25 protein-coding genes and 3 pseudogenes are annotated in these 26499 nt (G+C 68.1%); 16 read left to right on the top strand and 12 right to left on the bottom strand.

Annotation, left to right across the window (positions count from 1 at the left end):
* Positions 1-464 precede the first annotated feature (464 nt).
* Positions 465-1324 (bottom strand): annotated as a pseudogene (locus ABFT43_RS17955) (SDR family oxidoreductase).
* 165 nt (positions 1325-1489) lie between these two features.
* Positions 1490-1738 carry a hypothetical protein gene (locus tag ABFT43_RS17950; RefSeq protein WP_347961657.1) on the bottom strand — a complete coding sequence of 83 codons (249 nt, stop codon included), beginning with the start codon at positions 1736-1738 and terminating at the stop codon, positions 1490-1492.
* A gap of 230 nt (positions 1739-1968) precedes the next feature.
* Here ABFT43_RS17950 and ABFT43_RS17945 point away from each other — a divergent pair, with 230 nt between their 5' ends.
* The 5 genes and pseudogenes from ABFT43_RS17945 to ABFT43_RS17925 all read left to right on the top strand — a co-directional run bounded on the left by ABFT43_RS17945 (position 1969) and on the right by ABFT43_RS17925 (position 6922).
* The gene (locus ABFT43_RS17945; RefSeq protein WP_347961656.1) at positions 1969-2616 is read left to right on the top strand and encodes a PAS and ANTAR domain-containing protein; all 648 of its coding nucleotides are present in this window, start codon (positions 1969-1971) and stop codon (positions 2614-2616) included.
* Between the two features lie 166 nt (positions 2617-2782).
* Positions 2783-3968 (top strand): annotated as a pseudogene (locus ABFT43_RS17940) (glycosyltransferase family 1 protein).
* Positions 3961-5067: a glycosyltransferase gene (locus ABFT43_RS17935; RefSeq protein WP_347961655.1), complete on the top strand. Its 1107-nt coding sequence runs from the start codon at positions 3961-3963 to the stop codon at positions 5065-5067. The pseudogene ABFT43_RS17940 and the gene ABFT43_RS17935 overlap by 8 nt, the downstream one beginning before the upstream one ends.
* On the top strand, positions 5064-6044 hold the full coding sequence (locus ABFT43_RS17930; RefSeq protein ID WP_347961654.1) for a hypothetical protein: 981 nt from the start codon (positions 5064-5066) through the stop codon (positions 6042-6044). Before ABFT43_RS17935 ends, ABFT43_RS17930 begins: the two co-directional genes overlap by 4 nt.
* Positions 6041-6922 carry a glycosyltransferase family 2 protein gene (locus ABFT43_RS17925; protein WP_347961653.1) on the top strand — a complete coding sequence of 294 codons (882 nt, stop codon included), beginning with the start codon at positions 6041-6043 and terminating at the stop codon, positions 6920-6922. The genes ABFT43_RS17930 and ABFT43_RS17925 overlap by 4 nt, the downstream gene beginning before the upstream one ends.
* A gap of 34 nt (positions 6923-6956) precedes the next feature.
* Here the strand turns inward: ABFT43_RS17925 and ABFT43_RS17920 are convergent, their stop codons facing one another.
* Positions 6957-7382: an anti-sigma factor gene (locus ABFT43_RS17920; RefSeq protein ID WP_347961652.1), complete on the bottom strand. Its 426-nt coding sequence runs from the start codon at positions 7380-7382 to the stop codon at positions 6957-6959.
* Between the two features lie 297 nt (positions 7383-7679).
* On the opposite strand from ABFT43_RS17920, the gene ABFT43_RS17915 reads away from it, so the two are divergent.
* Positions 7680-8180, top strand: coding sequence for a hypothetical protein (locus tag ABFT43_RS17915; protein WP_347961651.1), 501 nt, complete (start codon positions 7680-7682; stop codon positions 8178-8180).
* Between the two features lie 2 nt (positions 8181-8182).
* The gene (locus tag ABFT43_RS17910) at positions 8183-9361 is read left to right on the top strand and encodes a zinc-dependent alcohol dehydrogenase (RefSeq protein WP_347961650.1); all 1179 of its coding nucleotides are present in this window, start codon (positions 8183-8185) and stop codon (positions 9359-9361) included.
* Positions 9362-9475: 114 nt separating this feature from the next.
* On the opposite strand, the gene ABFT43_RS17905 is transcribed toward ABFT43_RS17910, so the two are convergent.
* Entirely contained in the window at positions 9476-10180 is a 705-nt protein-coding gene (locus ABFT43_RS17905; RefSeq protein WP_347961670.1) for an RNA polymerase sigma factor SigF, read from the bottom strand.
* Between ABFT43_RS17905 and ABFT43_RS17900 the strand changes: the two genes are divergently transcribed.
* Together ABFT43_RS17900 and ABFT43_RS17895 are read left to right on the top strand one after the other, a co-directional pair.
* Positions 10073-10312, top strand: coding sequence for a hypothetical protein (locus ABFT43_RS17900; protein ID WP_347961671.1), 240 nt, complete (start codon positions 10073-10075; stop codon positions 10310-10312). The genes ABFT43_RS17905 and ABFT43_RS17900 overlap by 108 nt on opposite strands.
* Positions 10313-10779: 467 nt before the next feature.
* On the top strand, positions 10780-11172 hold the full coding sequence (locus ABFT43_RS17895; RefSeq protein ID WP_347961649.1) for an STAS domain-containing protein: 393 nt from the start codon (positions 10780-10782) through the stop codon (positions 11170-11172).
* Between the two features lie 22 nt (positions 11173-11194).
* Here ABFT43_RS17895 and ABFT43_RS17890 read toward each other — a convergent pair whose 3' ends face one another.
* Positions 11195-11881, bottom strand: coding sequence for a GAF and ANTAR domain-containing protein (locus ABFT43_RS17890; protein ID WP_347961648.1), 687 nt, complete (start codon positions 11879-11881; stop codon positions 11195-11197).
* Positions 11882-12064: 183 nt separating this feature from the next.
* Between ABFT43_RS17890 and ABFT43_RS17885 the strand changes: the two genes are divergently transcribed.
* Positions 12065-13057 carry an isopenicillin N synthase family dioxygenase gene (locus ABFT43_RS17885; RefSeq protein WP_347961647.1) on the top strand — a complete coding sequence of 331 codons (993 nt, stop codon included), beginning with the start codon at positions 12065-12067 and terminating at the stop codon, positions 13055-13057.
* 501 nt (positions 13058-13558) lie between these two features.
* Here the strand turns inward: ABFT43_RS17885 and ABFT43_RS17880 are convergent.
* Positions 13559-14701 carry a CaiB/BaiF CoA transferase family protein gene (locus tag ABFT43_RS17880; RefSeq protein ID WP_347961646.1) on the bottom strand — a complete coding sequence of 381 codons (1143 nt, stop codon included), beginning with the start codon at positions 14699-14701 and terminating at the stop codon, positions 13559-13561.
* Positions 14698-15885: an acyl-CoA dehydrogenase family protein gene (locus ABFT43_RS17875; RefSeq protein WP_347961645.1), complete on the bottom strand. Its 1188-nt coding sequence runs from the start codon at positions 15883-15885 to the stop codon at positions 14698-14700. The genes ABFT43_RS17880 and ABFT43_RS17875 overlap by 4 nt, the downstream gene beginning before the upstream one ends.
* 209 nt (positions 15886-16094) lie before the next feature.
* Here ABFT43_RS17875 and ABFT43_RS17870 point away from each other — a divergent pair, with 209 nt between their 5' ends.
* A complete protein-coding gene (locus ABFT43_RS17870) occupies positions 16095-17105 on the top strand; it encodes a LacI family DNA-binding transcriptional regulator (RefSeq protein ID WP_347961644.1) in 1011 nt (336 codons plus the stop codon).
* A gap of 27 nt (positions 17106-17132) precedes the next feature.
* Here ABFT43_RS17870 and ABFT43_RS17865 read toward each other — a convergent pair whose 3' ends face one another.
* Complete coding sequence (locus ABFT43_RS17865) at positions 17133-17945, bottom strand: mycofactocin-coupled SDR family oxidoreductase (protein ID WP_347961643.1); 813 nt, start codon at positions 17943-17945, stop codon at positions 17133-17135.
* Between the two features lie 269 nt (positions 17946-18214).
* On the opposite strand from ABFT43_RS17865, the pseudogene ABFT43_RS17860 reads away from it, so the two are divergent.
* Positions 18215-18447 (top strand): annotated as a pseudogene (locus tag ABFT43_RS17860) (acyl-CoA dehydrogenase family protein); the annotation flags it as partial.
* A 92-nt stretch (positions 18448-18539) separates the two neighbouring features.
* Here ABFT43_RS17860 and ABFT43_RS17855 read toward each other — a convergent pair.
* Both ABFT43_RS17855 and ABFT43_RS17850 read right to left on the bottom strand, forming a co-directional pair.
* Complete coding sequence (locus tag ABFT43_RS17855; protein WP_347961642.1) at positions 18540-18854, bottom strand: DUF2470 domain-containing protein; 315 nt, start codon at positions 18852-18854, stop codon at positions 18540-18542.
* 317 nt (positions 18855-19171) lie between these two features.
* Positions 19172-19900 carry a tyrosine-protein phosphatase gene (locus ABFT43_RS17850; protein WP_347961641.1) on the bottom strand — a complete coding sequence of 243 codons (729 nt, stop codon included), beginning with the start codon at positions 19898-19900 and terminating at the stop codon, positions 19172-19174.
* A 145-nt stretch (positions 19901-20045) separates the two neighbouring features.
* Between ABFT43_RS17850 and ABFT43_RS17845 the strand changes: the two genes are divergently transcribed.
* Complete coding sequence (locus ABFT43_RS17845; protein WP_347961640.1) at positions 20046-20678, top strand: flavin reductase family protein; 633 nt, start codon at positions 20046-20048, stop codon at positions 20676-20678.
* 105 nt (positions 20679-20783) lie between these two features.
* Here the strand turns inward: ABFT43_RS17845 and ABFT43_RS17840 are convergent, their stop codons facing one another.
* Both ABFT43_RS17840 and msrA read right to left on the bottom strand, forming a co-directional pair.
* On the bottom strand, positions 20784-21725 hold the full coding sequence (locus ABFT43_RS17840; RefSeq protein ID WP_347961639.1) for a PfkB family carbohydrate kinase: 942 nt from the start codon (positions 21723-21725) through the stop codon (positions 20784-20786).
* Positions 21722-22282, bottom strand: a complete 561-nt coding sequence (msrA, locus tag ABFT43_RS17835) for a peptide-methionine (S)-S-oxide reductase MsrA (protein ID WP_347961638.1) — start codon at positions 22280-22282, stop codon at positions 21722-21724. The genes ABFT43_RS17840 and msrA overlap by 4 nt, the downstream gene beginning before the upstream one ends.
* A gap of 311 nt (positions 22283-22593) precedes the next feature.
* Here msrA and ABFT43_RS17830 point away from each other — a divergent pair, with 311 nt between their 5' ends.
* From ABFT43_RS17830 to ABFT43_RS17820, 3 genes are all read left to right on the top strand, one after another.
* Positions 22594-24006 carry an amino acid permease gene (locus tag ABFT43_RS17830; RefSeq protein WP_347961637.1) on the top strand — a complete coding sequence of 471 codons (1413 nt, stop codon included), beginning with the start codon at positions 22594-22596 and terminating at the stop codon, positions 24004-24006.
* A 111-nt stretch (positions 24007-24117) separates the two neighbouring features.
* Entirely contained in the window at positions 24118-24762 is a 645-nt protein-coding gene (locus ABFT43_RS17825) for a TetR/AcrR family transcriptional regulator C-terminal domain-containing protein (protein WP_347961636.1), read from the top strand.
* Entirely contained in the window at positions 24759-26441 is a 1683-nt protein-coding gene (locus ABFT43_RS17820) for an acyl-CoA dehydrogenase family protein (protein ID WP_347961635.1), read from the top strand. The genes ABFT43_RS17825 and ABFT43_RS17820 overlap by 4 nt, the downstream gene beginning before the upstream one ends.
* Positions 26442-26499: the final 58 nt, after the last annotated feature.

Here is a 26499-nt window from a genome sequence, read left to right as displayed (position 1 = left end):
CATTCACAAGAATGCTCGACGCCAAAAATGGCATCAGACAATTCATCATCACACTATCGAGTTCTCAAAGAACACACACCCACCAGATACTCACCCACACAAGAGCTTTCACCAGCAAGCCGGAGTTCAGGTCCCGATCGAACCGCCCCGGGACACGAAGTATCCCGAACCAGTTGATCAGGGGCGGTCAGCTCGAACCCGGTCTCCTCTCCCCGTCCCGACCCTCTCGGGCCCGGTGGGGCGGCGCCGTGGCGCGCTGACTCGCAATAAGTTACGCACTCGCGGCGAAAACTCCAAATCGCGAGGTCAGAGACGATTTGTGGCCGTCCCTCGCGTGGTCGGGCCCGCCGGCCACCCGTTTCGGGTGTCGGCTACCGCCACGGGGTGACAGAACACGACCGAACGGTGGATCGAAGCCGGCCCGTGACCCGACCCGTTCTCGCGCGACGCGAGCCGGCAGTACCTCAGCCCGGCAGCGTCTCACCACCGATGGGTGCGAGGACCTCGCCGGTGTAGTAGGACGACAGCTGCTCGGACGCGAAGAACACGTACGACGGCGCGATCTCGTCGGGCTGGGCGGCGCGCCCCATCGGAGCCTGCCTGCCGAAGTCCTTCACGGCGTCGGCGGGCATGGTGGCCGGGATCAGCGGGGTCCACACCGGGCCGGGCGCGACACAGTTGACGCGGATCTTTCGGTCCATGAGCGATTGCGCCAGCGAATAGGCGCGAGCACCGCTCCCTTGGTGGCCGAGTAGTCGATGAGGCCGTCGTTTCCACGCAGCCCGTTGATCGACGACGTGTTGATGATCGCGCCGCCCCCGGTGAGGTGTGGCACCGCCGCGCGCGTCGTATGGAAGAAGCTGTGGATGTTGACGTCGAACGTGCGATACCACTGCGCCGGGTCCACCTCCAGGAAGTCGTCGACGACCTGCTGGTACGCCACATTGTTCACCAGGATGTGCAGGCCGCCGAGTTCGGAAACGGTCCGCTCGACGATCTCGGCGCAGAAATCGGCGTTTCCGAGGTCTCCGCGGTATGCCCGGGCCGCACAGCCCTGCGCCTCGATGAGATCGACGGTGTGTTGCGCATCGTCGTCCTCGGACAGGTAGGCGATCGCGACGTCCGCGCCCTCCTTGGCGAACGCGATCGCGGTCGCACGTCCGATCCCCGAGTCGCCGCCGGTGACGAGCGCGGTCTTGCCGGCCAGCAGATCGCGTCCGCGGTAGTCGCGCATCTCGTCATGCGGCCGTTCGGCCATGTCCCCGGTCTCACCCGGGTACGGGATGGTCTTGGGTTCATGGGCTGAGCTGTCGTGATCGGCCATGTCCCGCGGGTTCCCAGCACCCGGTGCAGGGAAACCCGACAGGCCGCACGCCATCTCGCCGATGGCAGAAGAAATCGCGGGGTCGGGGGTCGGGTTCGCAGGCTGGTGCACGCGATTCTGACCGAACCCGCGACTTTGCGGGGGGTCGAATCGCGGCGAGTTGGATCAGGGGTGCTCGTCGGGGATCTCGGCGTCGAGTTTCTCGTCGAGGGTCTCCCCCTCGCGCTGTTCACGCGGGGTGGTCCCGCTCCGGTCGGCGGCCGCCCAGTCCTCGGGCACATCGACACCGTCTCCCACCGGGTCCCGGTCGAGGTGGTCGGCGTCGAGGTCCTCTGCCCCCACCGTCGCGGTGAGGTCGGGGTTCACGCCCTCGGTCGCAGCCGTGGCATCTGACGAGTCACCGTGTTCGCTCATGGCCACCGCGTACCCGGCGGGCCGGCAGACAAACAACGAATGTGACCAGTCGCCGGATACACCGGCGAACTCACAGTTCACGCGTGCGAAGTGTGAGCCGTTCGGCTGCTTCTCCCTCCTGACGATGGTTAGGTATCATCAACCATCCGCCCGAGACCGCCGGCTGAGCAGTCTTCAGCGTGCGATTTTTCTCGAGATTCCGCGTGCCTCCTCGAGCCCAAGGGGTAACCGTGCCAAACACCGATGACCGATTCCCAGACGATTCCCGGATACGCCATGTCGGGAGTTTCCGCTTCTGGTTCGACACCGAGACGTGGGAGTGGTCCGACGAGGTGGCCGAGATGCACGGGTACGCACCCGGCGAGGTCACCCCGACGACCGAGCTGCTCGCCGGCCACAAGCATCCCGAGGACCGGCACGCCTTCGACGAGATGGTCCTGGAGATGCTGCGTCGCCGGACACCGTTCTCGAGCCGGCACCGCATCATCGACACCTCCGGTCAGGTCCACCACGTGGCCGTGGTCTCCCAGCAAATGGTCGACGAATCGGGCAATCCGGTCGGCGCCGAGGGGTTCTACCTTGATCTGACCGGATACGACGAGGAGGCGGTCAAGGATCGGGTCGACGAGCACGTCGCACGGTTCCGCCAGAATCAAGGCGTCATCGAGCAGGCCAAGGGCATGATCTCGATGGCCTACGGCGTCAGCCCCGATCGCGCGTTCGAGGTGATGCGTTGGCGGTCCCAGACCGCCAACGTGAAGGTCAACGAACTCGCCAAGAACATCGTCTCGCGGGTCCACAAGTACGTCGTGCTGCCCGACCCGGCACGCCGCTCATTCGATCATCTGTTGCTCAACGCCCACGAACCCGAGAACTGAGCACGTCACCGGTCGTCACACCCATCCGCACACCGGGTTTCGCCGAATCGTGTTCAGGGTACCGACCTGAACACGTGCCGACGCTCGTCGGCACATCGGCGGCACGACGCCGCGCACACGCGGCCACCCCCGGTTGAGACGACAGCCGTTCATGGCCTCGAGTTGGATGGACGGAGCAGGTGTGAACGGACGGCAGATCAATCATTCCGGTGGTGCGGCGACGCTCACGACGACAGGGGGCGGCGCCGGCGTGAATCCCCCGTCGTCCACCCTGGTCCGGGTCGCCTCGGTTCCCGCATCACACGTCTACGTCCGGCATCTCTCGCCGGTCGACAGCACGGTCAGCACCTTGGACACCGGACCGGTGTCGGTGACCCGGCTGCCCGACACGGTCCCGGCCGACGGGGCAAAGGGTGCCGGGTGGCTGGTGGCCGCCGCTCATGCTAGATCCCGGTTGGATCTCGCAGCACCACGACGACTTCGACGTCTTCCACATCCACTTCGGCTTCGACGCGATCGAGCCCTCGGTGATGGCCGCGGTCGTCGCCGAACTCCGCAGGCACGGCAAACCGCTCGTGTACACCCTGCACGATCTGCGCAATCCGCATCACCCCGAACCCGGTGCGCACGAAGAGGTGCTGGACATCCTGGTCCCCGCCGCCGACGAGCTCATCACGCTGACCCACGGCGCAGCCGACGTGATCTCCCGCCGCTGGAACCGGTCGGCGACGGTCATCGGGCACCCGCACGTCATACCTCCGGCCCGATTCACCCCGCGCGAACCCGTCACCGACGACTTCGTCGTCGGCGTCCACGCGAAGAGCGTCCGCGCCAACATGGACCCGCTGCCGGTGATCCTCACGCTGCTCGACGCCGCGTCGGACTATCCGGACATGACCATTCGGATCAACCTGCACGACGAGGTCTTCGTACCCGGAAGTCACTGGTACAACCCGGATTTCGGAACCGCAGCACTCGCACTGTCGCGGCATCCGTACGCCGACGTGCGGGTGCATGAGTACTACGACGACGACCAGCTGTGGGATTACCTGCAATCGCTGTCGGTGTCGGTCCTGCCCTACCGGTTCGGCACCCACTCCGGATGGCTCGAGGCGTGCCACGACCTAGGCACCGCGGTGATCGCCCCGAACTGCGGGTTCTACGCCGAACAGAAGAGATGCTTCACCTACGAGTTCACCGAGGACCACTTCGATCCCGACTCCCTCGCCGCGGCCCTGGGCCGGGCCTATGACAACCGCCCTGTGCCCGCGCTGTGGCCGGAGCGCCGCGCGGAGCGGATGTCGATCGCCGAACAGCACGCCGCGTTGTACGCGAGGGTGCTCCATGGGTGAATCACTGCGGATCGCGATCATCGCGTCCAGCCGCCACCCGATCGCGCAACCCTTCGCCGGCGGGCTGGAGGCCCATGTCTGGCATCTGACGCGCGCGCTGACGCTCGCCGGACACGAGGTCACGCTCTTCGCCGGCGCCGGCAGCGACCTGCCCGTCGACTCCGACCGGCTTCGGGGAGAACTCTTCGAGCCGTCGGCGGCGGCCCGGGCCGATGTGTCGATGCCACCGGACGAGGTGTTGCACGAGCATCACTCGTACCTGTCTCTGATGCTCGAATTATCCGCCGACCCCGACCATTTCGACGTCATCCACAATCACAGTCTCCACTACCTCCCGGTGGCGATGGGGCCCGCGGTGCAGACGCCGATGCTCACCACGCTGCACACCCCGCCGACCCCGTGGCTGGAGTCCGCGCTGACCCTCGCGCCCGGCACCCGTTGCGTGGCGGTCAGTCGGCACACCGCACGGTCGTGGTCACATGTGTTGGGTCCGATCCCGGTGGTGCACAACGGGGTCCAGCTCGACAACTGGTCCGTCGGCCCCGGCGGCGACGACCTGGTGTGGTTCGGACGCCTGGTCCCCGAGAAGGGTGCCCACCTGGCCATCGAGGCGGCCCGACGCACCGGGCGACGGCTGCGGGTGGCCGGCCCGATCAGCGACGTGACCTACTTCCACGAGCGGGTGGCCCCCGCGCTCGGCGACCGCGTGCGCTACGAGGGCCATCTGCACCAGCGCGATCTGGCCCGACTGGTGGGTTCATGCGGTGCCGCGCTGGTCACCCCGGTGTGGGATGAACCGTACGGCCTGGTGGTGGCCGAGTCACTGGCCTGCGGGACCCCGGTGGCGGCCTTCGCCCGGGGCGGGATCCCGGAGATCGTCGGGGACGCGGCGGGCCTGTTGGTGCAGCCCGACGACGTGGACGCGCTCGCCGAGGCCGCCGAGGAGGCGTTCTCACTCGATCGCCGCCGGGTGCGCAGGCGTGCGGAGGAACGTTGCTCGGACCAGGCGATGATCGACCGCTACACCGCGATCTACGCCGAAATGGTCGCGGGACGGCGGTCGAGCTCCGCGGTGTCGCGCGAGAGGGTGCCCGCATGATCGGCTACTACGTCCACCACCAGGGTCGCGGGCATAGTTCCCGGGCGTCGGCGATCGCCGCACAGCTCCCCTCCGACGTCGTCGCGCTGACCAGCGCGGACCTCGACGACCCCGTCTTCGCCGAGGTCATCACGCTCGACCGCGACGACGCCGCCCCGAGTCCGGTGGACGTCGACGTCGACGGGCTGCTGCACTGGGCGCCGCGCAACGACCCCGGCCTGCGCGGGCGGATGGCACAACTCGCGGCGTTCGTCGCGGAACGGCGACCCGCCGCAGTGGTCGTCGACGTGTCCGTCGAGGTCACGTTGTTCCTGCGTCTGCTGGGCGTTCCGGTGGTGGTGACGGCGATGCCGGGTGTCCGCGACGACCTACCGCATCAGCTCGCCTACCGGGCCGCGGACGCCATCATCGCGCCCTGGCCCGCAGACCTGTACCGCCCGGCGTGGCTCGCCGCGTTCGAGGACAAGACCGTCTTCACCGGTGGGATCTCCCGGTTCGACGGGAGGCTGCCCGTCTGCCATCCCGGTTTCGCGGCCGACGTGCTGGTCCTGACGGGCGCGGGTGGCGACTGCCGCTCGCCGCATCCCGCGACGCGACTCGCCGAGGAGGCGCCGGACCTTCGGGTGGTGACCCTCGGACCGACCTTCGGCACCTGGGTCGACGACCCGTGGCCGTTCCTGTGCAGTTCCCGTGTCACCGCCATCAGCGCAGGTCAGGGCAGCGTCGCCGACGCCGCGACGGCGGGGCGACCCACCGTCGTCCTCGCGGAGGACCGCCCGTTCGCCGAGCAGCGGGCCACCGCGGACACCTTGGCGCGCTCCGAACTCGCCCTGGTCGCCACGTCGTGGCCCGAGACGGACCGCTGGCGGTCGATCGTGGAGACGGCGGGCGATCGCGCACCCGCCTGGGATCGCTGGGAGACGGCCGGCGCCGCCGCCCGGGCCGCGCGCGCCATCGAGACGGTGGCACACCGGTGAGCGAGGTGTCCGTATCGCCTCCGGAACCGGCCGCCGTCGCGGTGATCACCATCGTGTCGGGCCGACACCTCCACTTGCGCCGGCAGCTCGAGGCGTTGGCGCACTCCACCGTGACACCACGCGTGCACGTCATCGTCGCCATGGACGACCCCGACATCGACCGGGTCGTCGACGAAGTGGCACCGCGAGGCCACCGGACACGGGTGATCCACCTGGATCACCCCGGCGACACCCTGCCGCTTGCCGCAGCGAGGAATTCCGGTGCCGCCGAGGCGATCTCGTTCGCTCCGGGGCTACTGGTGTTTCTCGACGTCGACTGTGTCCCCGCGCCGGACATGATCGAACGCTACGCCCGGTCCGCCGCCGGCGCCGGTGACACCAAGTTGCTGCACTGCGGGCCGGTCACCTACCTCCCGGCAGATCAGCCGACCTTCGACGCCCGGGACCTGCATCGATCCACCTCGCCACATCCCGCCCGTCCTGCCCCGGAAGACGGGAGCATCGAGGTGTCCGAGGCGATGACGTTGTTCTGGTCGTTGTCCTTCGCCGTCACTCCGGCGGCATGGCTGGAGATCGGCGGCTTCCACACCGGTTACACCGGCTATGGCGGCGAGGACACCGACTTCGCGATGTGCGCACGGGACAAGGGTTTCCGGATCGCCTGGATCGGTGGCGCGCACGCCTACCATCAGCATCACCCCGTCTCGGACCCGCCGGTCGAGCATCTAGCCGACATCCTGCGCAATGCGCGGGTGTTCCACGAGCGCTGGGGTTCATGGCCGATGGAGGGTTGGCTACACGGCTTCGCGGAGCGTGGCCTGGTCGAGCATGACGCCGACGCCGACGACTGGCTGATGACCGAGGTCGCCGAGCCCTGAGCCGGCGGTTGTGGGTTTCCGCCTGCCCCGGACCTCAGCCGCGGATCTTGGAGAACCGGATCGTCACCGCACCCGGGGCCTGCCCGTCCAGCGGCTCCTCGTAGGTCACGGTATGGGTGTCGGTGACCGTCTGCACGATCCGCCAGCCGAAGGTCGACTCGTCCAGCATCACACCGGGGACGAGCTCGCCACGGACCTCTCCCGCCACCCCGTTGTCGTTCATCTGCAGAGTGATCTGCATCGTCGACCCCTCCGCGGCGGCGGCGATGATCTGCGAGCAGATCTCGTCGACCGCGACCTTCGCGTCGATCACGTCGTCGAGAGGCCAGTCCTCGATGTACAGAGCCGTCTCCACGACCGCACGAACCAGCGCCAGACGATCGGTGGACGCCGGGACCCGAAGGACCGTCGGCGTCCCCCCGTCGACAGACAGCTGGGAAGTGGCATCAGGATCGGTCATCAAATGAGTCTTCTTCTCACGTCTAGTGGTGTGAATGTTCACCGGTCGGCTCATGAGTGCCCCACGCTGCTGTACTCCAAACGCGGCGACGGACATCCACGCGTCGTCGTGTCGACCGTCTCACCGTGAGGACACGTTAGCAGAGCCTGACCTGCAGTGACAGGTCGAAAACCCACCCCGGCGCGGGCCGGGCGCGTTTCGGAGTGGGAGTCACGCGGTACCCGGGGGACACGGCGCGCATCACCGCGGCCTTTAATCCGGCGCATCCCGCCACGAATTCCACCGAGAGGACCCGACATGCCAGACCTCACACCGGAACGCGAGATCGCCTCGAGGGAGGCCATCGCACGACGCCCCGAGCGTGCGTCGCGCGGACTGAAGGCGCTCGGACTGCTCGGATTCGGTTGTCTCGGACTGATGCTGGTGCTCGGCGGCACCGCGATCGCCGCGGGCGCGAGCGACCGCGACTTCACCGTATGGCTCGCCGTCGGAGCCGTGCTCGCCGGGATCGTCGCGGTCGTGTTGCTGCTCGGTACCCGGGGGCTGCTACGACGCCGGGCCGGCCGGGACGGCGAACGAGCTCACCAGGACCCGATCCAGCCGGAGACCACCGCCGAAGAGGCCGAGCGATACGAAGAACGTTTCCACGGCTTTCCGACCGGACACGCGGGCAAGCGCGCACGGGGTCGCGAGGAGCGCATCGAGGACGAAACCATCCGGGAGGGTACGGAACCCGACCGCACACCGGATCCTGCCCGGCCGGGGTCAGGACCGCGAGACGACGAGGGAAAGGCCTGACCATGCGAGCAGTGACCTGGCAGGGCAAGCGGCACGTGTCGGTGGACACCGTGCCCGATCCCCAGATCGAGGAACCGACGGACGCGATCATCAAGATCACGTCGACGAACATCTGCGGCTCGGATCTGCATCTCTACGAGGTCCTGGGTCCGTTCATGAGCCCGGGTGACATCCTCGGTCACGAACCCATGGGGATCGTCGAGGAGGTCGGCCCCGAGGCCGGCGACCTGAAAGTGGGCGACCGGGTGGTGATTCCGTTCCAGATCGCTTGTGGCTCTTGCCTTTTCTGCAACGACGGCCTGATGACGCAGTGCGAGGTCACCCGGGTTCGAGACCAGGGCATGGGCGCGGCGTTGTTCGGCTACTCCCAGCTCTACGGATCGGTTCCCGGCGGACAGGCTGAATACCTACGGGTTCCGCAGGCGCAGTTCACGCACGTCAAAGTTCCTGCGGAGAACCCTGATTCGCGGTACGTCTATCTGTCGGACGTGCTGCCGACCGCCTGGCAGGCGGTCGCGTATGCGGAGATCCCGCGAGGCGGCACGGTGACGGTGCTCGGCCTGGGACCGATCGGCGACATGGCCGCACGGATCGCCGCCCACCAGGGAGCGCGGGTCATCGGGGTCGACCGGGTGCCGGAGCGTCTGGCGCGGGCACAGGCCAGGGGTACCGAGACGATCGACTTCGACGCGGTCGACGATGTCGGGGATGCGGTGCGCGACGTGACCGGCGGCCTGGGCACCGATTCGGTGATCGACGCCGTCGGCATGGAAGCCCACGGCTCCCCGGTCAACAAGTTCATGCAGCATGCCGTCGGCCTACTCCCGGATTCCCTGGGGCGCAAGGCGATGTCGGAGGCGGGCGTCGACCGCCTCGGAGCGTTCTACTCCGCGATCGACATCGTGCGACGCGGCGGGACGATATCCCTGTCCGGAGTGTACGGCGGCACCGCCGATCCACTGCCGATGCTGACGATGTTCGACAAGCAGGTCCGGCTACACATGGGGCAGGCGAACGTGAAGCGCTGGGTCGACGAGATCCTCCCGCTGCTCACCGACGACGATCCGCTCGGCGTGGACACCTTTGCGACGCACGAGATCCCGCTCGAGGAGGCGCCGGGGGCGTATGAGAAGTTCCAGAAGAAGCAGGACGGGATGGTGAAGGTCATCCTGAAGCCGTAGGGCAGCCCGGGGTCGGCGGACCTTCGTCCGGGCGGGAACGCCGATCGGGGCCGAGGGCCCACACGCCCGGGGGTGAACCCCCGGCGTGAACCCTCAACCCCGATCGGACGAACCTCATCCCGTCATGCGTGCGCCCGCGACGTCGGAGTACCAGTCGTCGTCGGAGACCTCGTCGCGCAGGGTCTCGAGGATGCGGGTGAGCAGCCTCGAGACATGCATCTGCGAGATCCCCACCTCGCGCGCGATCTCGCTCTGCGACATCGATTTGAAGAACCGCAGAGTGAGGATCGTGCGCTCGCGCTCGGTGAGCTTGGCCAGCGCGGGTTGGAGGGTCACGAACTCCTCGACCATGTCGAGGCGGTCGTCGTCATCGCCGAGGGTGTCGGCCAGCGTCCAGCCGTCTGTAGACGTGCCGGCCTCGGCGTCGATGGAGCTGGCCGTGTAGGCCGAGCGCGCCACCATTCCCTCGATGACCTCGTCCACCGGCAATCCGAGATGTACCGCGATCTCGCTGGGTCGCGGCGACCGACCGAGGCTCTGAAGCAGTTCCTCACTGGCTTTCGCGATGTTCAACGAGGCTTCCTGTGCGCGGCGTGGCACCCTGATCGACCACGTGCTGTCCCGGAAATACCGCTTGACCTCACCCATCACGGTCGGGACCGCGAAGGCGAGGAAATTGTTGCCACGTTCGACGTCGAAACGATCGACCGCATGCATGAGACCGATCCGCGCCACCTGGCGGAGATCGTCGACCGGTTCGCCTCGATCGGAGAACCGGCGTGCGACGTGATCTGCGAGCGGAAGGCACCGCTCGATCACCTCGTCGCGTTTCTTGGCACGAAGAGCTTCGTCAGACTCGTTGCGAATGTCTCGCAGCATCGGAAGAACGTCGCGATAATCGTCGTGCTCGGCTTGTGTCGCCATAGGAGTCACCACCCAGAATTTTTCTGATCACGAGGATCGAATGGGCCGAACCGCCCGAAATCCAGCATGGAGCCGATGTGCGCACGCGACTCGACACACATCAACGTAAAGACAACCATGTTCCGGCCGTCACGTCCAGTCGGGTGAGTACCCATTGAGGTCACGGGAAGGTAACGGCCGCCGGAAAACGGCAACGACACCGTAAAGGCCTTGTTCGCGGCGGGTCGAGGTCCGTAGGGTGGGTGACAACGGTTCAGGGCAGAGCCGGGAACGAAGCGAGAGGGCGACCAGGGCCCTCCGTATGACAGACATCACGGCTTATCTCCGCAAAGGAAGATCGTGAACTTGGGATCGGCCGTAATCGGCCGGGAGACAACGGTTTTCACCGCCTTGAGCATGAAGATCGGCACCACCACCCAATCGAGATGAGCACTTTCATGCCCCTCACCACTTCCACGACGTTCCGTTCCGTGTTCGACGCCGTAACGGATTCCATGTCGTCGCGCACTTCCACTCGCCGCTTCGATTCGACGAAGTCCTATTGCGTCCAAGGCTTTTCCGGAAGCATCGACGCCGAGACCGCCGCCGACTTCGCCGCCGCGCTCGACCGGGTCGTCCGCGGCCGCTGCGATGGGATCGTCCTCGACTTCACCGCGGTGAACTTCTTCGGCAGCGTCGGCATTGTTCTCCTGCGCTCGTTCGTCGACGACACGGCCGGACGGTCGATCCCGGTCGTCCTGGCCGGCGGACGCACCGTGTCCCGTCCACTCGAACTGGGCGGACTGTCGCCCACGGTCCGCATCTTCGAGACCCTCGACGAAGCCGGACGTGTTCTCGCCGAGGGCGGGATCGGACCGAGCACGGCCGAGTTCGCCGTACCCGAGTAGGCCCGAGAACCACCAGTCCCGCTCAGCGCTTGTCGACGATCTGACGCGCGATGTCCACCAATTTGGTGTTCGATTCCTGTGACAGCCTCTTGAGCAGGTCGAACGCGGCGAGGGCGTCGATCCCGAATCGTTCCATCAGAATGCCCTTGGCCTGACCGATGACATCGCGGTTGGCGAGGGCGCTGTGGAACTGCTGGTCCTTCATCACCGCATCCCACGCGAGAGCGGCATGCGTCGCATAGACGACACCGATGTCCTCGGCGTGGAGGTCGAATACGCGCGGTTCGTCGGCGAAGACATTCAATGCGCCGATCTTGTTGCGGTTGGCGAAGAGCTGGAACGACAACACCGACCGCAGCGGGATCTCGCCCACTGCACGCCGCCGATATGCGGGCCAGCGCTCGTCGGTCTCCAGGTCATCGACCCGCACGATCCGCTCGTGCAACGCCGCCGAAAGACATGGCCCCTCCAGCGTCTCGGCCTGGATGCGGTCGTGGATCTCGACGTACTCGTGCGTGGATCCGAGCGATTCGATCGAGCGGCGATCGGTGGCGACGGTGAGTCCGGCGTATTTCGTGCCGGGGATCTCGGCGAGTGCCCCCTCGACGATGGTCTTGGCGATCACCTCGTCGTCGGCCTCGTCGGCGTGTAGTTCCCGTGCGAGCTGAGCGATCCGCAGATGCACCTCGTCGTTGTTCTCGTCGGTCAACCTCGAGCTCCTTCCCGTCGGTCGGCCCGATCGTGCCCCGGCCCCGAACACACATACCCACGAATGCGTCTCCCGAACCAACCCCGGACACCCGACCCTATGCCCCGCAAGGCCGGTGAATGCGATGTCGGGGTCTCTGAATTCGACTTCTCGCCAACGCCTGCGCTCTGGCAACCTGACATCATGCTCCCGATCCTCGACCTCCACGATGCCGCCACCGACGCGACGACCTTCCGTGCCGCGCTTCGGGAAGCCGCCCACGATCACGGATTCTTCTACCTGACCGGGCACGGGGCGCCGCAGGAGACGCTCGACGAGGTTCTGCGACTCGCACGCGAGTTCTTCGCGCTGCCGGTCGAGGAGAAGAACGAGATCAGTCAACTCCAGAGCCCCCAGTTCCGTGGGTATTCCCGGCTCGGCGGCGAGCTGACGAACGGCCAGGTGGACTGGCGCGAGCAGATCGACATCGGTCCGGAGCGCGAGGTGATCCCGGATGCCGAGGGCTACTGGAATCTGCAGGGACCGAATCTGTGGCCGGCGCGCCCGGCGGGATTCCGGCAGGCGTTCGAGAACTGGAGTGACACCCTCTCTCACGTCGGACTGCGCCTGCTCCGCCACTGGTCGGTGTCGCTCGGCGCGCCCGAATCGTTCTTCGACGCCGCATTCGCCGAACTCCCGGCCACCCTGCTCAAGGTGGTGCGCTACCCCGGAAGCGCCGACCGCACGCAGGGCGTCGGCGCGCACAAGGATTCCGGCGTACTCACGTTGCTGCTGGTGGAGCCGGGCTCCGAGGGTCTCGAGGTCGAGACCGCGGAGGGCGCCTGGATCGAGGTGCCGCCCGTCGAGGGCGCCTTCGTGGTCAACATCGGCGAGTTGCTGGAAGTCGCGACCGGCGGATACCTGCGGGCCACCCGGCACCGGGTGCGCGCGCCCCGGCCCGGCACCGATCGCGTGTCGATCCCGTTCTTTCTGAATCCGGCGCTCGACGCGGTCATCCCCATCATCCAGCTGCCGCCGGATCTGGCGGCGTTGTCACGGGGCGTCGAGGCCGACCCGAACAACCCGATCTTCAACACCTATGGCGAGAACGCCTGGAAGTCACGCACCCGGGCACATCCCGACGTCGCGCAGCTGCACCACGGGATCGAGCCGACGCAACCGGCGTCGGCGTACTGAGCCATGTCGCGGTCCGAGCCGACTCCGCCTGCACGGCCTTGCTCTGCGTGGTTTCGGTCTGACCGAGCAGCGCCGTCTGCGATCCACACCCTGTCCTCGATGGTCTCGGCGTGTTCGGCGTGCGCGAGCCGTGGCGTTCTCCGAGGTGGTCCGTCGGGGATCGGTGAGCGCTGCCCAACGGCGCGTTGCTCCCGTCGCGCCGGCGGCGCCGAGATCCCGGCGTGAGCGCGAACCATGTCGTCCACAAAAGGATTTCGACTTGACCCCGAGGATGACCACCGACGCCGCCGCCGTCCCGACACCCTCGGATACGCAGACCGCGCCGGAGGCAGCCGACTCGGTCGCGGCAGTGGTCGCCGCGGTTCGCTACAGCGCGAACTCGACGGCACACCCCCACCGAGGCACTGCACGCCGTGTCCACATCACGCCGTGTCCACATCCGGACTCCTCGGAATCCTCGTGCCGGCCGAGCACGGGCCCCGACGTCCGTGACGACGTGGTTCAGACCGTGCCGCGCACCGGAGCGTGCTCGTCGAGCAGCGGCGGCGCCGAGCGGTAGGTCGGCGGGGTGACGCTCATCCGGATCGGGTTGGCCACCGAGCGGATCGGCCGCTGCCCTCGCGGATCGTCGATCTCGACGACCGGAGCGAGGCCCAGCCGCTCCGCGAGCGCGACGGCGTCGGCGATGTCGTTGAGCGGACCGCACGGCACACGCCGCTCGGTCAGCGCGTCGAACCAGTGGTCGGCGTTGTCCTTCGACAGCTCCTCGTTCAGGATCGGCACCAGCACATCGCGATTCGCCACCCGGGCACTGTTCGACGCGAACCGCTCGTCGGTGGGCAGATCGGGCCGGCCGAGCACCTCGCACAGCGCGGCGAACTGCCGGTCGTTGCCCACCGCGAGGACGAACGGCCGGTCGGCGGTGGTGAACACCTCGTACGGCGTGATCGACGGATGCCTGTTGCCCATCGCCTTCGGCACCACGCCCGCGGCGACATACGCGGACGTCTGGTTGACCAGCGCCGAGAGCAGGGACGACAGCAGATTCACCTCGATGCGCTGCCCCTCGCCGGTGCGGTCCCGATGCCGCAGGGCGGACAGAATTCCCACGGTCGCATGCAATCCCGTGATCACGTCGACCACGGCGACGCCGACCTTCGTCGGGGTCTGCGGATCCGGTCCGGTGATGCTCATCAGACCGCCGACGGCCTGGATGAGCAGGTCGTATCCCGGCAACTGGTTGTCGCCGCCGAATCCGGTCACCGAGCAGTAGACCAGGCCGGGCCGGCGTTTCGCGAGCTCCTCGTAGCCGAGACCGAGCCGGTCCATGGTGCCCGGCATGAAGTTCTCCACGACGACGTCGGCCCGGTCGACCAGACCCCGCGCCTGCTCGAGCCCTTCGGGGTCGGACAGGTCGATCGCGACCGATTTCTTGTTCCGGTTCACCGACAGGAAGTACGACGACTGGTCACCGACCCAGGGCGGACCCCATGATCGGGTGTCGTCGCCGGCTCCGGGCCGCTCGACCTTGACGACCTCGGCCCCCAGGTCGGCCAGCAGCATCGTCGCGTACGGCCCGGCGAGCACCCGGCCGAAATCCGCGACGACGAGCCCGTCGAGGGCGCCGCGGCCGGATGCGCTCACCGGAAGGCGTCCTGGCCGGTGAGGGCACGTCCGATCGTGAGCTGGTGGACCTCGGAGGTGCCCTCGTAGGTGAGGACGGACTCGAGGTTGTTGGCGTGCCGGATGATCGGGTATTCGAGTGTGATGCCGTTGGCGCCCAGAATCGTTCGGCATTCGCGGGCGATCTTGATCGCCTCGCGGGTGTTGTTCAGCTTGCCGGTGCTGATCTGTTCCGGGCGGACCTCACCGCGGTCCTTCAGTCGCCCCAGGTGGTAGGCGAGCAGGTGTCCCTTGCCGACCTCGAGGGCCATGTCGGCGATCTTGGCCTGGGTGAGCTGGTAGCCGGCCAGCGGCTTGTCGAACACCTCACGCGACCGGGCGTACTCGATGGCGGTCTCGAGGCAGTCGCGGGCGGCGCCGATCGCACCGAAGACGATGCCGTAGCGGGCCTCGTTGAGCGCGCTCAGCGGTCCGCGCAGACCGGCCGCCCTCGGAAGCATCGCCGAGCCGGGCAGGCGCACGTTGTCCAGGACGAGCTCCGAGGTCACCGACGCGCGCAGCGACATCTTCTTGTGGATCTGCGGCGCGGAGAAGCCCGGGGTGTCGGTCGGTACGACAAAGCCACGGATGCCGCGTGCACCCTCTTCGAGGTCGGTCTTCGCCCACACGACGGCGACATCCGCGATGGAGCCGTTGGTGATCCACATCTTGGTGCCGTTGAGGATCCAGTCGTCGCCGTCGCGCCTGGCGTTGGTGCGCATGCCGCTCGGGTTGGAACCGAAGTCCGGCTCGGTGAGGCCGAAGCACCCGATGGCCTCACCGGCGGCCATGCGCGGAAGCCATTCGTTCTTCTGCTCCTCGCTGCCCCAGTGGTGGATGGAGAACATCGCCAGCGATCCCTGCACCGAGACGAGGCTGCGGATGCCCGAGTCGACGGCCTCGAGCTCCAGGCAGGCCAGGCCGTAGGCGGTGGCGCTGGTGCCCGGGCAGCCGTAACCCTCCAGATGCATGCCGAGTGCGCCGATCCGGCCCAGCTCCCTCGCGATCTCCCGCGCCGGGATCGTGGCCCCCTCGAACCAGTCGCCGATGTGCGGACGGAGGCGCGCGGTCGCGAAGTCCCGCACCGTGTCACGGATCGCGATCTCCTCGTCGGTGAGCAGGGCATCGAGCGCGAACAGCTCGGTCAGGGTGCTGGGACTGGACATCGGGACCTCCGGGATGTCGTTTCGGGCGACTGTCGTCGGCACAATGAGAACGTTTGCGAGAACGTTTGCATGGACTAACGTAGGTGCTTCGCAGCAGTTCGTCAACAACGCAGTTGGACAACAACGCAGTTCGACGCGGTGCACGATCAGTCTGGGCAGAATCACCTGCGCAGAACGCCGGGGCACCCACTTCGGAAAGGGGACCGCCAGTGGCCAACGGTCAGCAGCGGACGCCGACGCTCAAGGAGATCGCCCGGCGCGCCGGCGTCCACGTGTCGACGGCGTCGCGGGTGCTGCGGCAGTCCGAACCCGCCGACGGATGGTCCGAGTCCGCCCTGCGGGTGCGCCAGGTGGCCGAGGAACTCGGCTACCAACGCAATCTCTGGGCGGCGAGCCTGCGGACCCGCAAGACCACCACCATCGGCGTCGTGATGACCCGCCTGACCGACGGCGTGGTCGCCACGACCTATCAGGGCATCGAGCAGGAGGCCACCCGGGCCGGCTACTCCGTGCTGCTGTCCAGCCCGCCCGACGACCCGGAGGCACAGCGCGCGGCCATCGAGCTCCTCGTCGGCCGCCAGGTCGACGGACTCTTGCTCAGCGGCCTGCACCGTCCCGGCAAGGACTTCATCGCGTCGCTGCGGGTCGGCGACGTGCCGATGCTGGCCCTCACCCGGCACGCCGACGCCGGCCTGCCGTTCGTCGGCGGCGACGACGTGCGCGGCGGAGCGCTCGCCGCACGGCACCTCATCGATCGCGGATACACCGACCTCGCGGTCATCACGGGTCCATCACATGCGACGACGGCCACCGATCGCCTCTCCGGCTTTCGCGCCGAGGTCGAGCAGGCGGGCCTCGCCCTGCCCGACGACCGGATCGTCGCGTCGAGTTTCGAGGTCCGGGGCGGCACCGAGGCGGGCCTGGCCCTGCTGGACGCGCCGAACCGTCCGCGCGCGATCTTCGCGGTGTCCGACACGATCGCCGTGGGCGTCCTCGGCGTGGCCCGCGACCTGGGGTTGCGTATCCCCGAGGACCTCGCGCTCATCGGCTACAACGACATCCCGATCGCCGCGCAACTTCCCGTTCCGCTGTCGACGATCCACTCCCCCGCGCACGAGATCGGCGAGGTCGCGGTACGCACCCTGCTGGACCTGACCGCCGGACGTGAGGTCGAATCCCGGCGACTGCCCGTCGAACTCGTGGCACGCGGCACGACCTAGCCGGCCGGACACGTTCCGCGGGACAGCTCAGAAATGTTGCGCACCACCGTCGATGGATATCTCCTCGGCGGTGATGAACCTCGCCTCGTCCGATGCGAGGAAGGCGACTACGCCGGCGACCTCGTCGGGCTCCGCGGCGAACTGGTTGAGAAACGTCATGCCCATTCCGGCCAGACGCGGATTGGCCCTGTTGGTCTCCTCGATACGCGCGACCATCTGTCCGGAGCCCATCGGCGTGATGACCGCGCCTGGGTGGACGGTGTTGACGCGGATGTCGTGCTGTCCCAGCTCCGCCGCGAACGCCCGGGACATCCCGACGAGCGCGTGCTTGCTGGTCGTGTAGTGGACCATGAACGGCTGCAACTTCTTTCCGGCCAGCGAACTGGTGAGGATGATCGAGCCGCCGCCGCGGTCGATGAGATGGCGGGCGGTGGCGGTGACGGTGTTCCACACGCCGGTGACGTTGACGTCCATGGTGTCGCGAAAACTGGCCGGGGTGACCTCGTCCCACGTCTCCGGGATGCAGATACCGGCGTTCGCGACCACGACGTCGAGACCGCCGAACGCCTCCACTCCGTCGTCGGCAGCGGCCCTAAGTCCGTCGAGATCCCGAGTGTCACAGCGGGTCAGGACGGCTTTCACGCCCTGCTCCTCGACGAGTCGCCGGGTCTCGTCGAGATCGTCCTCGGTCGCGGAATCGTAAGGCACGCCGGGCAGCGGTCCCGCGAGGTCCACTCCGACGACATGCGCCCCCTCGGACGCCAGGCGCACCGCATGTGCGCGACCCTGTCCGCGTGCCACACCGGTGATGAATGCGACCTTGCCCGTCAGACGTCCCATGGCCACCTCGAAAGAGTCGATGTCGGAAACCTCGTCGGCGACCCTACAGAAAACCGCACCCGGGCAGGCGGTTTCGGCGCACCGAGGACACGTGCAGCGCCCGGCGTGCCCGCGGGCCCGGGGATGGACGGCCACGCGGCGATGCGCTGATGATGGACTTCCGTTGTTCCCATCGCGAGGAGTCCGGCGATGCCCATCGGCCGCAGCCCCGACTCCCGGCGGATCGCGATCCGCCCCTGGGTCATGGACCATCGCGAAACCACGGGTGAGATCGCGGGCGCCGGTGCTCGATGGAGGCGTCGATGTGCAAGCTGGTTGCGACCGAGATGGCCGAGCGCGTCACCAGCGAAGCCATCCAGATCCACTGCGGCGCCGGGTACACGACGGACTTCGCGGTCGAAAGGCAGTGGCGCGAGCCCGTCTCACGAAGATCTTCGAGGGCACCGGCGAGATCCAGATGCGCATCATCCCCGATGAGCTGCCGGGTAGGGCCGGGTCGTGACCACGGCCGTCGCGGAGGGTGCGGGTACGCGCCGGCGGGGACGGCCATAGGGATGCCGGCGGGGCCGGATCCAGGGGGTGCCGGGGCCGGGTCTAGGGGGTGAGTCCGAGTCTGGCCTGCGCTTCACGGAGCATGGCGACCACCGCCATGCGCACATCGGTGCGGTTCTCGATCGGCCGGTCCCACGGGAAACGCATCTCCACAATGCCCTCCGGCACCGTGACGTCGAAGATCGCGGTCGCTGCGTCGTATCCGGTCATCGCCGCTCCGGTCGCATCAGGCCGGTCGCCCAACGCCTTGGCGATGACCAGAGAATCCTCGGCGTGGTCGGTGTTCATGTGGTGGCACACCCCGGCGACCGCGGCGTCGCCGAAGACGTCGTCACCACCCTGCGCATCAACGGACATGGTTCTGACCTCCCCGTTTGCGTCGTATCCGGTTCACTGCCCCCCGATTTCCCGGGACCGTGTTTGACCCGTCGCGGCGTCGGGCATGCACTGCGCGGAAGGAGCACGCCACCCCGGTGCTTCTCCACGCGGCCCGCCGGGCGCCCACCCCTTGACGCCCGGCGGGCCTTCCCAGGTCAGGAAGCCTCCGCGGAGCCGGATGTCGAGATGCGGCGTGGCACCACCTGTCCTGGCACCGCATGTCCCGACACCGCATGTCCGACACCCCATGTCCCGGCGCGGCGTCTCATGTCGGTGGCACGTCATGGTGCGGCACCTCATGGCGCCGCACGGAATCGCGCCACCCAGTTCTCGAAATGCCCGACATCGCCGCCGTTCGCCTCGAACCAGCGCCACGGGCCGCCCTTGAAGCCGGCGACCGTGTCGATGACCAGGTCGATCGCCTCCCGAGGGGTGCGGAGAATCGGAGCATCGAGTGTGGTCCCGGCCGGGACGCGGTTGCGATCCCGCAGACGGGCGAAGACACCGGCGATGTTGTCCTCGGTGCGCTGGTAGTCGGCGATGATCGCATCCTCGCTGACACCCGCGAGGAGCCCGGCGATCGCGACGATCACCCCGGTGCGGTCCTTGCCTGCCGCACAGTGCACGAGTGTGGTTCCGGCGACGTCGAATTCGTTGAGGGCGGCGGTCAGACGGTCCGCGCCGGTGCGGACCATCGCCGTGTAGATCTCGGTGAGCGCCATCTGGGCGATCCGGTCGACCCGCGCGCCCGACGACACCTGCTTGTGGACGTGACGCACCTCGGAGGGCCAGGTCACGGCCTGGGCGCCGGGTTCGGAATGGTCGCGGAGGTCGAGGACCGTCGTGGGCGGCCACGGGACCCCGACGGGCGGCTCGTCGTCGGGATACGGGGCGTCGGACCGGATCAGGACACCGTGCCTGGTGGACCCGCCGGAGACGAGCGGCAGTCCACCGAGGTCACGGATGTTGGCGAGCGAACGCGGAATCCGATCGGCGTCGGACTCGTCAGCAGTGGAGAAGGTCACACCGGCCTCCCTCGACCTCACTCGGCACACAGATCGGTCTCACCGTACAGCGCTGCCGTAACGTTGCGGGCCCAGAGCCCTTCCGGTGTGGCCGGAGGCGTAGCGACGGGACGGACACCCCACCGAGAGACCAGGGAGCTCGACGATGACCGAATACCATTCCTACGTGCCGGCCGAGGGGCACGGGCTTCGCCATGACCCCTTGAATGCGATCGTCGCGCCGCGGCCGATCGGCTGGATCTCGACGGTGTCGACCGACGGGGTGCGAAACCTGGCGCCCTACAGCTTCTTCAACCTCTTCAACTACCGCCCGCCCATCATCGCATTCTCGAGCGTCGGCTGGAAGGACACGGTCGCGAACGCGAAGGCCACGGGTGAGTTCGTGTGGAACCTCGCGACGGACGAACTCGGGGAGCAGATGAATGCGACGTCGGCCGCGGTCCCGTCCGCCGCCGACGAGTTCGAGTTGGCCGGCCTGACACCGATCGAGTCCGATGTCGTCGCACCGCCTCGGGTGGCCGAGAGTCCGGTCGGTTTCGAGTGCAAGGTCATCGACGCCTTCGAGTTACGCTCCGCCGCGGGCGTTCCCGTCGGCTCGTGGATGACACTGGGCGAGGTCGTGAAGGTTCACATCGCGACCGACCTGCTCGACGAGGAGCGCACCTACCAGACCGCGAAGGCCCGACCGCTGCTGCGCGCCGGCGGTCTCGGTGACTACTTCCTCCCCAGCCTCGACCACAGCCGGTACATGGAGCGACCGAAGCCCCTCACCAGGTGACCCTGTCCGATGACACCGGCGAGGCGACGCTGCCGAGGTGACACCGGCGCGGCGGGTGACCGGTGGAGCGGGCGCACCGGTCGGTGACCGCGGCATGGGTCGGGTTCAGGCAGAGCCGAGGGCCTCGGCGTACGGCATCCCGGCTCGGGCTCCTACGTGGGCGACCGACAGCGACGCCGCCTGCACGCCCCGGCGGGCCGCGGCCACCAGATCGGCCCCGGACGCGAGCGACGCTGCGAAGACCCCGTTGAGGGTGTCCCCGGCACCGGTGGTGTCGCGGACCTCGTCGACCTCTCCGGCGGGCAGGCGGGTGGTCGCCCCACGCGGATCGGCGACCAGCGCCCCGTCGCCGCCCAGTGTCACCACGACCGATGCCGTGCTGTGCTCGGCGACGGTGGCGGCCATGCCCTCGACGGCCGGCTCCGCCACGCCTGAGAGATCCGGCGGGAGCAGGGCGTACAGGTCCGCGAGCTCGCCGGCATTGGGGGTCAGGACCGGCGCGAGCGCGAGCAGTTCGGCGAGTTCCGCCGAGACCGGAGCCGGGTTCAGCACGCACGGTATTCCGTGCGCGGCGGCGGTTTTCACGGCCGCCACGACGGCTGCGGCCGGTATCTCGGTCGAGACGAGCACACAGCCGGCCCAGTCGACGGCACGTATGACGGCCGCGCGGGCATGATCCGGGTCGACGGCCGCGTTGGCGCCGGCGCCGACCGCGATCTGATTCTCCCCCTTCGGATCCACCATGATCAACGCGGTACCGGTGACCACGTCGTCGAGGACGGTCACGTCGGTGACGTCCACGCCCTCGCTGCGGAGCTCGGCAAGCGCGTCGGCACCCATGTCGTCTGCCCCGACCGCCCCGCAGAAGCGGACCTCGGCGCCGGCGCGCGATGCGGCCACCGCCGCGTTGGCGCCCTTCCCGCCGCCGTGGCGCGTCATCGTGGGACCGACGACCGTCTCGCCGGGCCCCGGCAGACGATCGGCGGCGACGACCAGGTCGACGTTGACCGCTCCGACCACGAGCACCCGTGGTGCGGTAGCGGTCATGAGCGCGTCGCGTCCCGGCGCGGCAGCACCCAATCCGGTCGCGGGAAGTGGCAGGTGTAACCCGACGGATACCGCTGGAGGTAATCCTGGTGCTCGGGTTCGGCCTCCCAGAACGGGCCGGCCGGCTCGATCGTCGTGACCGCTTCACCCGGCCACAGCCCGGAGGCATCGACATCGGCGATCGTCTCGCGCGCGATGCGCTCCTGCTCAGGGGTCAGCGGGAAGATCGCCGACCGGTAGCTCGTCCCGACGTCGTTACCCTGGCGGTCGAGAGTCGTCGGGTCGTGGATCTGGAAGAAGAACGCCAGGATGTCGCAGTAGGTCGTCACGGTCGGGTCGAACACGATCTCGACGGCCTCCGCATGTCCCGGATGGTTGCGGTAGGTGGCGTGATCGTTGTGCCCGCCGGTGTAGCCGACACGGGTGTCCAGGACACCCGGCTGCCTGCGTATCAGGTCTTCCATCCCCCAGAAGCAACCGCCGGCCAGGACGGCGGTCTCGGTGCCGGGACGGATGGTGATCTGGCCGGTGTCGGTGCCGCGGTGTTCGTTGGTCAAGATTCCTCCTGTCGCCGCCCCCGGTCCGTCGGGCCGACGGAGCGCGGGGCGTCACCACCCACAACAACACGATGCCCCGTTTTGGTCCCGGCTCACCGGGACCCGCGGTGTCGGCTTGCACGAGTACACCCACCGCTCATCCCGATCACGGCGAACCTGCCTGATCTCCCTCCGTGCGGCTCCTTCCCGCGCGCTGTCGAGTGCCGGCTGCACGATGTGAGACCAATCGATGCAGGTGGCGAATCGGGTGCACACCGCCCGTCCTACCCTGATGACCGCCAGACGAGCACTGGCGGTCAGGAGTTCTCAACGTGACGATCGAGCACGGCGACGTCGCCTCCGACGTCGAACCCGACGAGGGTTATCAGCGCGGCCTCACGGCACGTACCGTTCAGATGATCGCCATCGGCGGCGCGATCGGAACGGGACTGTTCTACGGGTCGGGCGGCGCCATCGAGAAGGCGGGACCGGCGCTGGTGCTGGCCTACGCCCTCGCCGGCCTCGCCATCTTCATCGTCATGCGGGCGCTGGGCGAGCTCCTCATCTACCGGCCCATCTCCGGTGGCATCAGCGAGTACGCCGACGAGTTCCTCGGCCGGTTCGCCGGCTTCAGCCAGGGGTGGACCTACTGGGCGGTATGGACCACCACCTGCATGGCCGAGATCACCGTGGCCGGCAAGTACATCAACTATTGGTGGCCGTCGATCCCCGTCTGGGTGACCGCACTCGTCGCGTTGAGCATCCTGTTCGGCGCGAACCTCATCTCGGTCGGGCTGTTCGGCCGCGCCGAGTTCTGGTTCTCGGCGATCAAGGTCACCGCGATCCTCGGGATGATCGTCATCGGCATCGGCGTGCTCCTGCCGATCTCCGGCCTCGGACCCGAGACCGGCCCGTCGATCACCAACCTCTGGAACGACGGCGGCTTCTTCGCCACCGGTTTCAGCAATGCACTGCTGAGCCTGCAGATCGTCATGTTCGCCTACGTCGGCGTCGAACTGGTCGGCGTCACCGCGGGTGAGGCCCAGAACCCGCGTGTCACCCTGCGCAAGGCGATCAACTCGGTGCCGTTCCGCATCGGCATCTTCTACGTCGGCGCGATCCTCGTCATCCTGTCGGTGCGCAGCTGGAAGGACTATCACGCCGGAGAGAGCCCCTTCGTGTCGGTGTTCTCCTACATCGGTATCCCGGGCGCGGCGGGCATCGTGAACTTCATCCTGCTCACCGCCGCCCTGTCGTCGTGCAACTCCGGCATCTACTCCACCGGCCGCATGTTGCGCTCACTCGCCCACGAGGGCGACGCACCGAAGCGGCTGACGAAACTGTCCGGACGCAAGGTCCCCGCGGCGGGCATCACGGCCAGCGCCGCGATGATGGTGATCGGCGTGGTCGTGAACGTCGTCGACCCGGAGCATGCCTTCGCGTACATCACCGCTGTCTCCACGGTCGGCATCATCGCGATCTGGTCGACGATCCTCCTCTGCCAGCTGGCGTTCCGGCGCAAGGTCGCGCGGGGTGAACTGCCGGCGTCGGACTACCGGGTCCCCGGCGCACCCGTCACGACCTGGCTGGCGCTCGCCTTCCTGATGCTGGTGTTCGTGCTGCTGTTCTTCGACGAGGACGGCCGGATCGCGCTGGTCGTCGGCGCCGTGTGGTTCACATGCGTCGGGCTCGGTTATCTGGCGTGGACACGCACCGCCGGGCGGCCGGCGGGCCGGGAGGTCTGACAAGCGGCTCCCGACCGGCCTGCGCAGAGGGATCGACTCGAACCGTTGTAATCTGCGCCACCCCCATTTATTGTTTGTCATACAAACACTGGCGCGACAGGGGGATCAGCGATGGCGACCACCGGACGGGCCAGCAGGGAAGCGGGCAAGGCCACCCGCCAGGCCCTGCTGCGCGCGGCCGCCGAGGTCTTCGCCGAGCGCGGAGAGTCCGCATCGGTGGCGCAGATCTGTCAGCGGGCCGACGCCTTCCCCAATCAGGTCACCTACTATTTCGGTTCCAAGGAACAGCTCTTCGTCGAGGTCGCCTGCGCCGGCATCCTGCGCGCGGGGCGCAGGGCCGAAGAGGCGGCCGCCGACGCGGCGACGGTTCGCGAGTACACCAACACCCTCGTCGGCACCCTGCTCGGGCCGTGCGGTCGCGACGTCGAATTGTTCACCACCGCGATGTTGCTGGTGGCCCGCCGGACCGACCTGCGACCCCTCATCAGCGACACCCTGAGCACGCTGCACGAGCGCGGCGAACAGGCACTCATGGCGACACTCGTCCGCACCGGATGGGAGTTGCGCGCCGGCATCGACGTCGAGGCCCGGGCGTTCTGGTCCGCGATCTTCGGTCTCGCGGTCCAGAAAGCCGCGACCGGATCGGACTTCGGGTACCGGCTCGAGGACGCGGTCGCGGTGATCTTCACGAATCTGCAGATCCCGGAACGGGTTCTGGATCGGCCACTCGAACACTCATCCCAGGAGGCACGATGACCCAGTCCGCGACACACATCCACCCGGAACCGCACGTCACGCACAGCGTGTTCAACCAGGCCCCGCCGCGGGTCGACGTCAACGAGTACGAGCTCGACCGAGTTCTCGTCGAGGCGGTCGGGCGTCACGACGGCGCCTGGGGCGACGCCGAACTCCGCGAGATCGGCGCACTCGTCGGGAGCGAGTCCTTCAAGCACGACGCGCACCTCGCGAACACCATCACCCCGGTTCTGCACACCTTCGACCGCTGGGGCCACCGCATCGACGAGGTCGAGTACCACCCGTCGTATCACCGCATCATCTCGTCCGCGATCGCGCACGGCGCCCACACACGCTGTTGGGAGGACCCGCAGCCGGGTTCGCACGTCGTCCGCGCGGCCGCGTTCATGCTGTTCGGCCAGATCGAACCGGGGCACGCGTGCCCGGTGTCGATGACGCACGCCGTCATCCCGTCTCTGGAACTGCAACCCGACGTCGCTGCCTCATGGGTCCCAAAGGCGTTGTCGCGCAAGTACTCCCCCGACCTGAGTGCGGACAAGGAGTCGGCGATCTTCGGCATGTCGATGACCGAGAAGCAGGGCGGTTCCGACGTGCGCGCCAACACGACGATCGCCGTGCCCGCCGGCGCCGGCGGCCCCGGCACGGAGTACCTCCTCACGGGTCACAAGTGGTTCTGCTCGGCACCCATGTCCGATGCCTTCCTCGTCCTCGCCCAGGCACAGGGCGCCGGCGGCGAAGGGCTTTCGTGCTTCCTGCTGCCCCGCGTCCTGCCGGACGGCACCCGCAACGTCTTCCGTATCCAGCGGCTGAAGAACAAGTTGGGCAACAAGTCGAACGCGTCGAGCGAGATCGAGCTCGACGGCACCGTCGCGGTCATGATCGGCGAGCCGGGCCGCGGGGTCCGCACGATCATCGAGATGGTGGCCCAGACCCGCCTGGACTGTGTCCTCGGCTCTGCCGCCGGTATGCGCCAGGCCGTCGCCGAGGCGCTCTGGCACGCCCGCCACCGCGCCGCATTCGGCGCGACCCTGGCCGACCAGCCTGCCATGACCGCCGTATTGGCCGATCTCGCACTGGAGTCCGAGGCCGCGACGACCACCGCGATCCGCCTGGCCCGCGCCCACGACGAGGATGCCGACGAGCAGGAACGCGCCTTCCGTCGTCTCGCCACCGCCGTCGCCAAGTACTGGATCTGCAAGCGCGGACCGCACCACGCATACGAGGCCCTCGAATGCCTGGGCGGCAACGGTTACACCGAGGACTTCCCGCTCGCGATGCGCTACCGCGAACAGCCGGTGATGGCCGTGTGGGAGGGATCGGGCAATGTGATCGCGCTCGACGTCCTGCGCGCGATGACCCGCGAACCGGAGTCCGTGGCGGCATTCGACGCGGAGATCACCAAGGCCCGCGGCGCCAACAGGACTCTCGACGCCCACCTCGACCGGGTGCGTGACCAACTCGGTGAGCTCTCCCGCCTCGATCCCGCGGGCGCACAGCGTCGGGCGAGGTCGACCGTCGAGGCCATGGCCCTGGCGTTGCAGGCGTCACTGCTGGTGCGCTACAGCCCGGCCACCGTCGCCGACGCGTTCATCGCGGCGCGCCTCGGACCGGACCGCAGCTTCGAGTACGGCGCACTGCCGGCGGGCACGGACCTGGGTGCGATCCTTCAGCGTCACTGAGCGGACCGGACCCGCAGTCGGGACTCGGTCGGCTCGGCGACACCCTCCACAGTTCGAT

Origin of the sequence: Gordonia aurantiaca (assembly GCF_039939235.1) — a bacterium.
Taxonomy (GTDB): domain Bacteria; phylum Actinomycetota; class Actinomycetes; order Mycobacteriales; family Mycobacteriaceae; genus Gordonia.
Note: the sequence above shows the minus strand (reverse complement) of the source record. Positions and strands in the feature narration are given on the sequence as shown.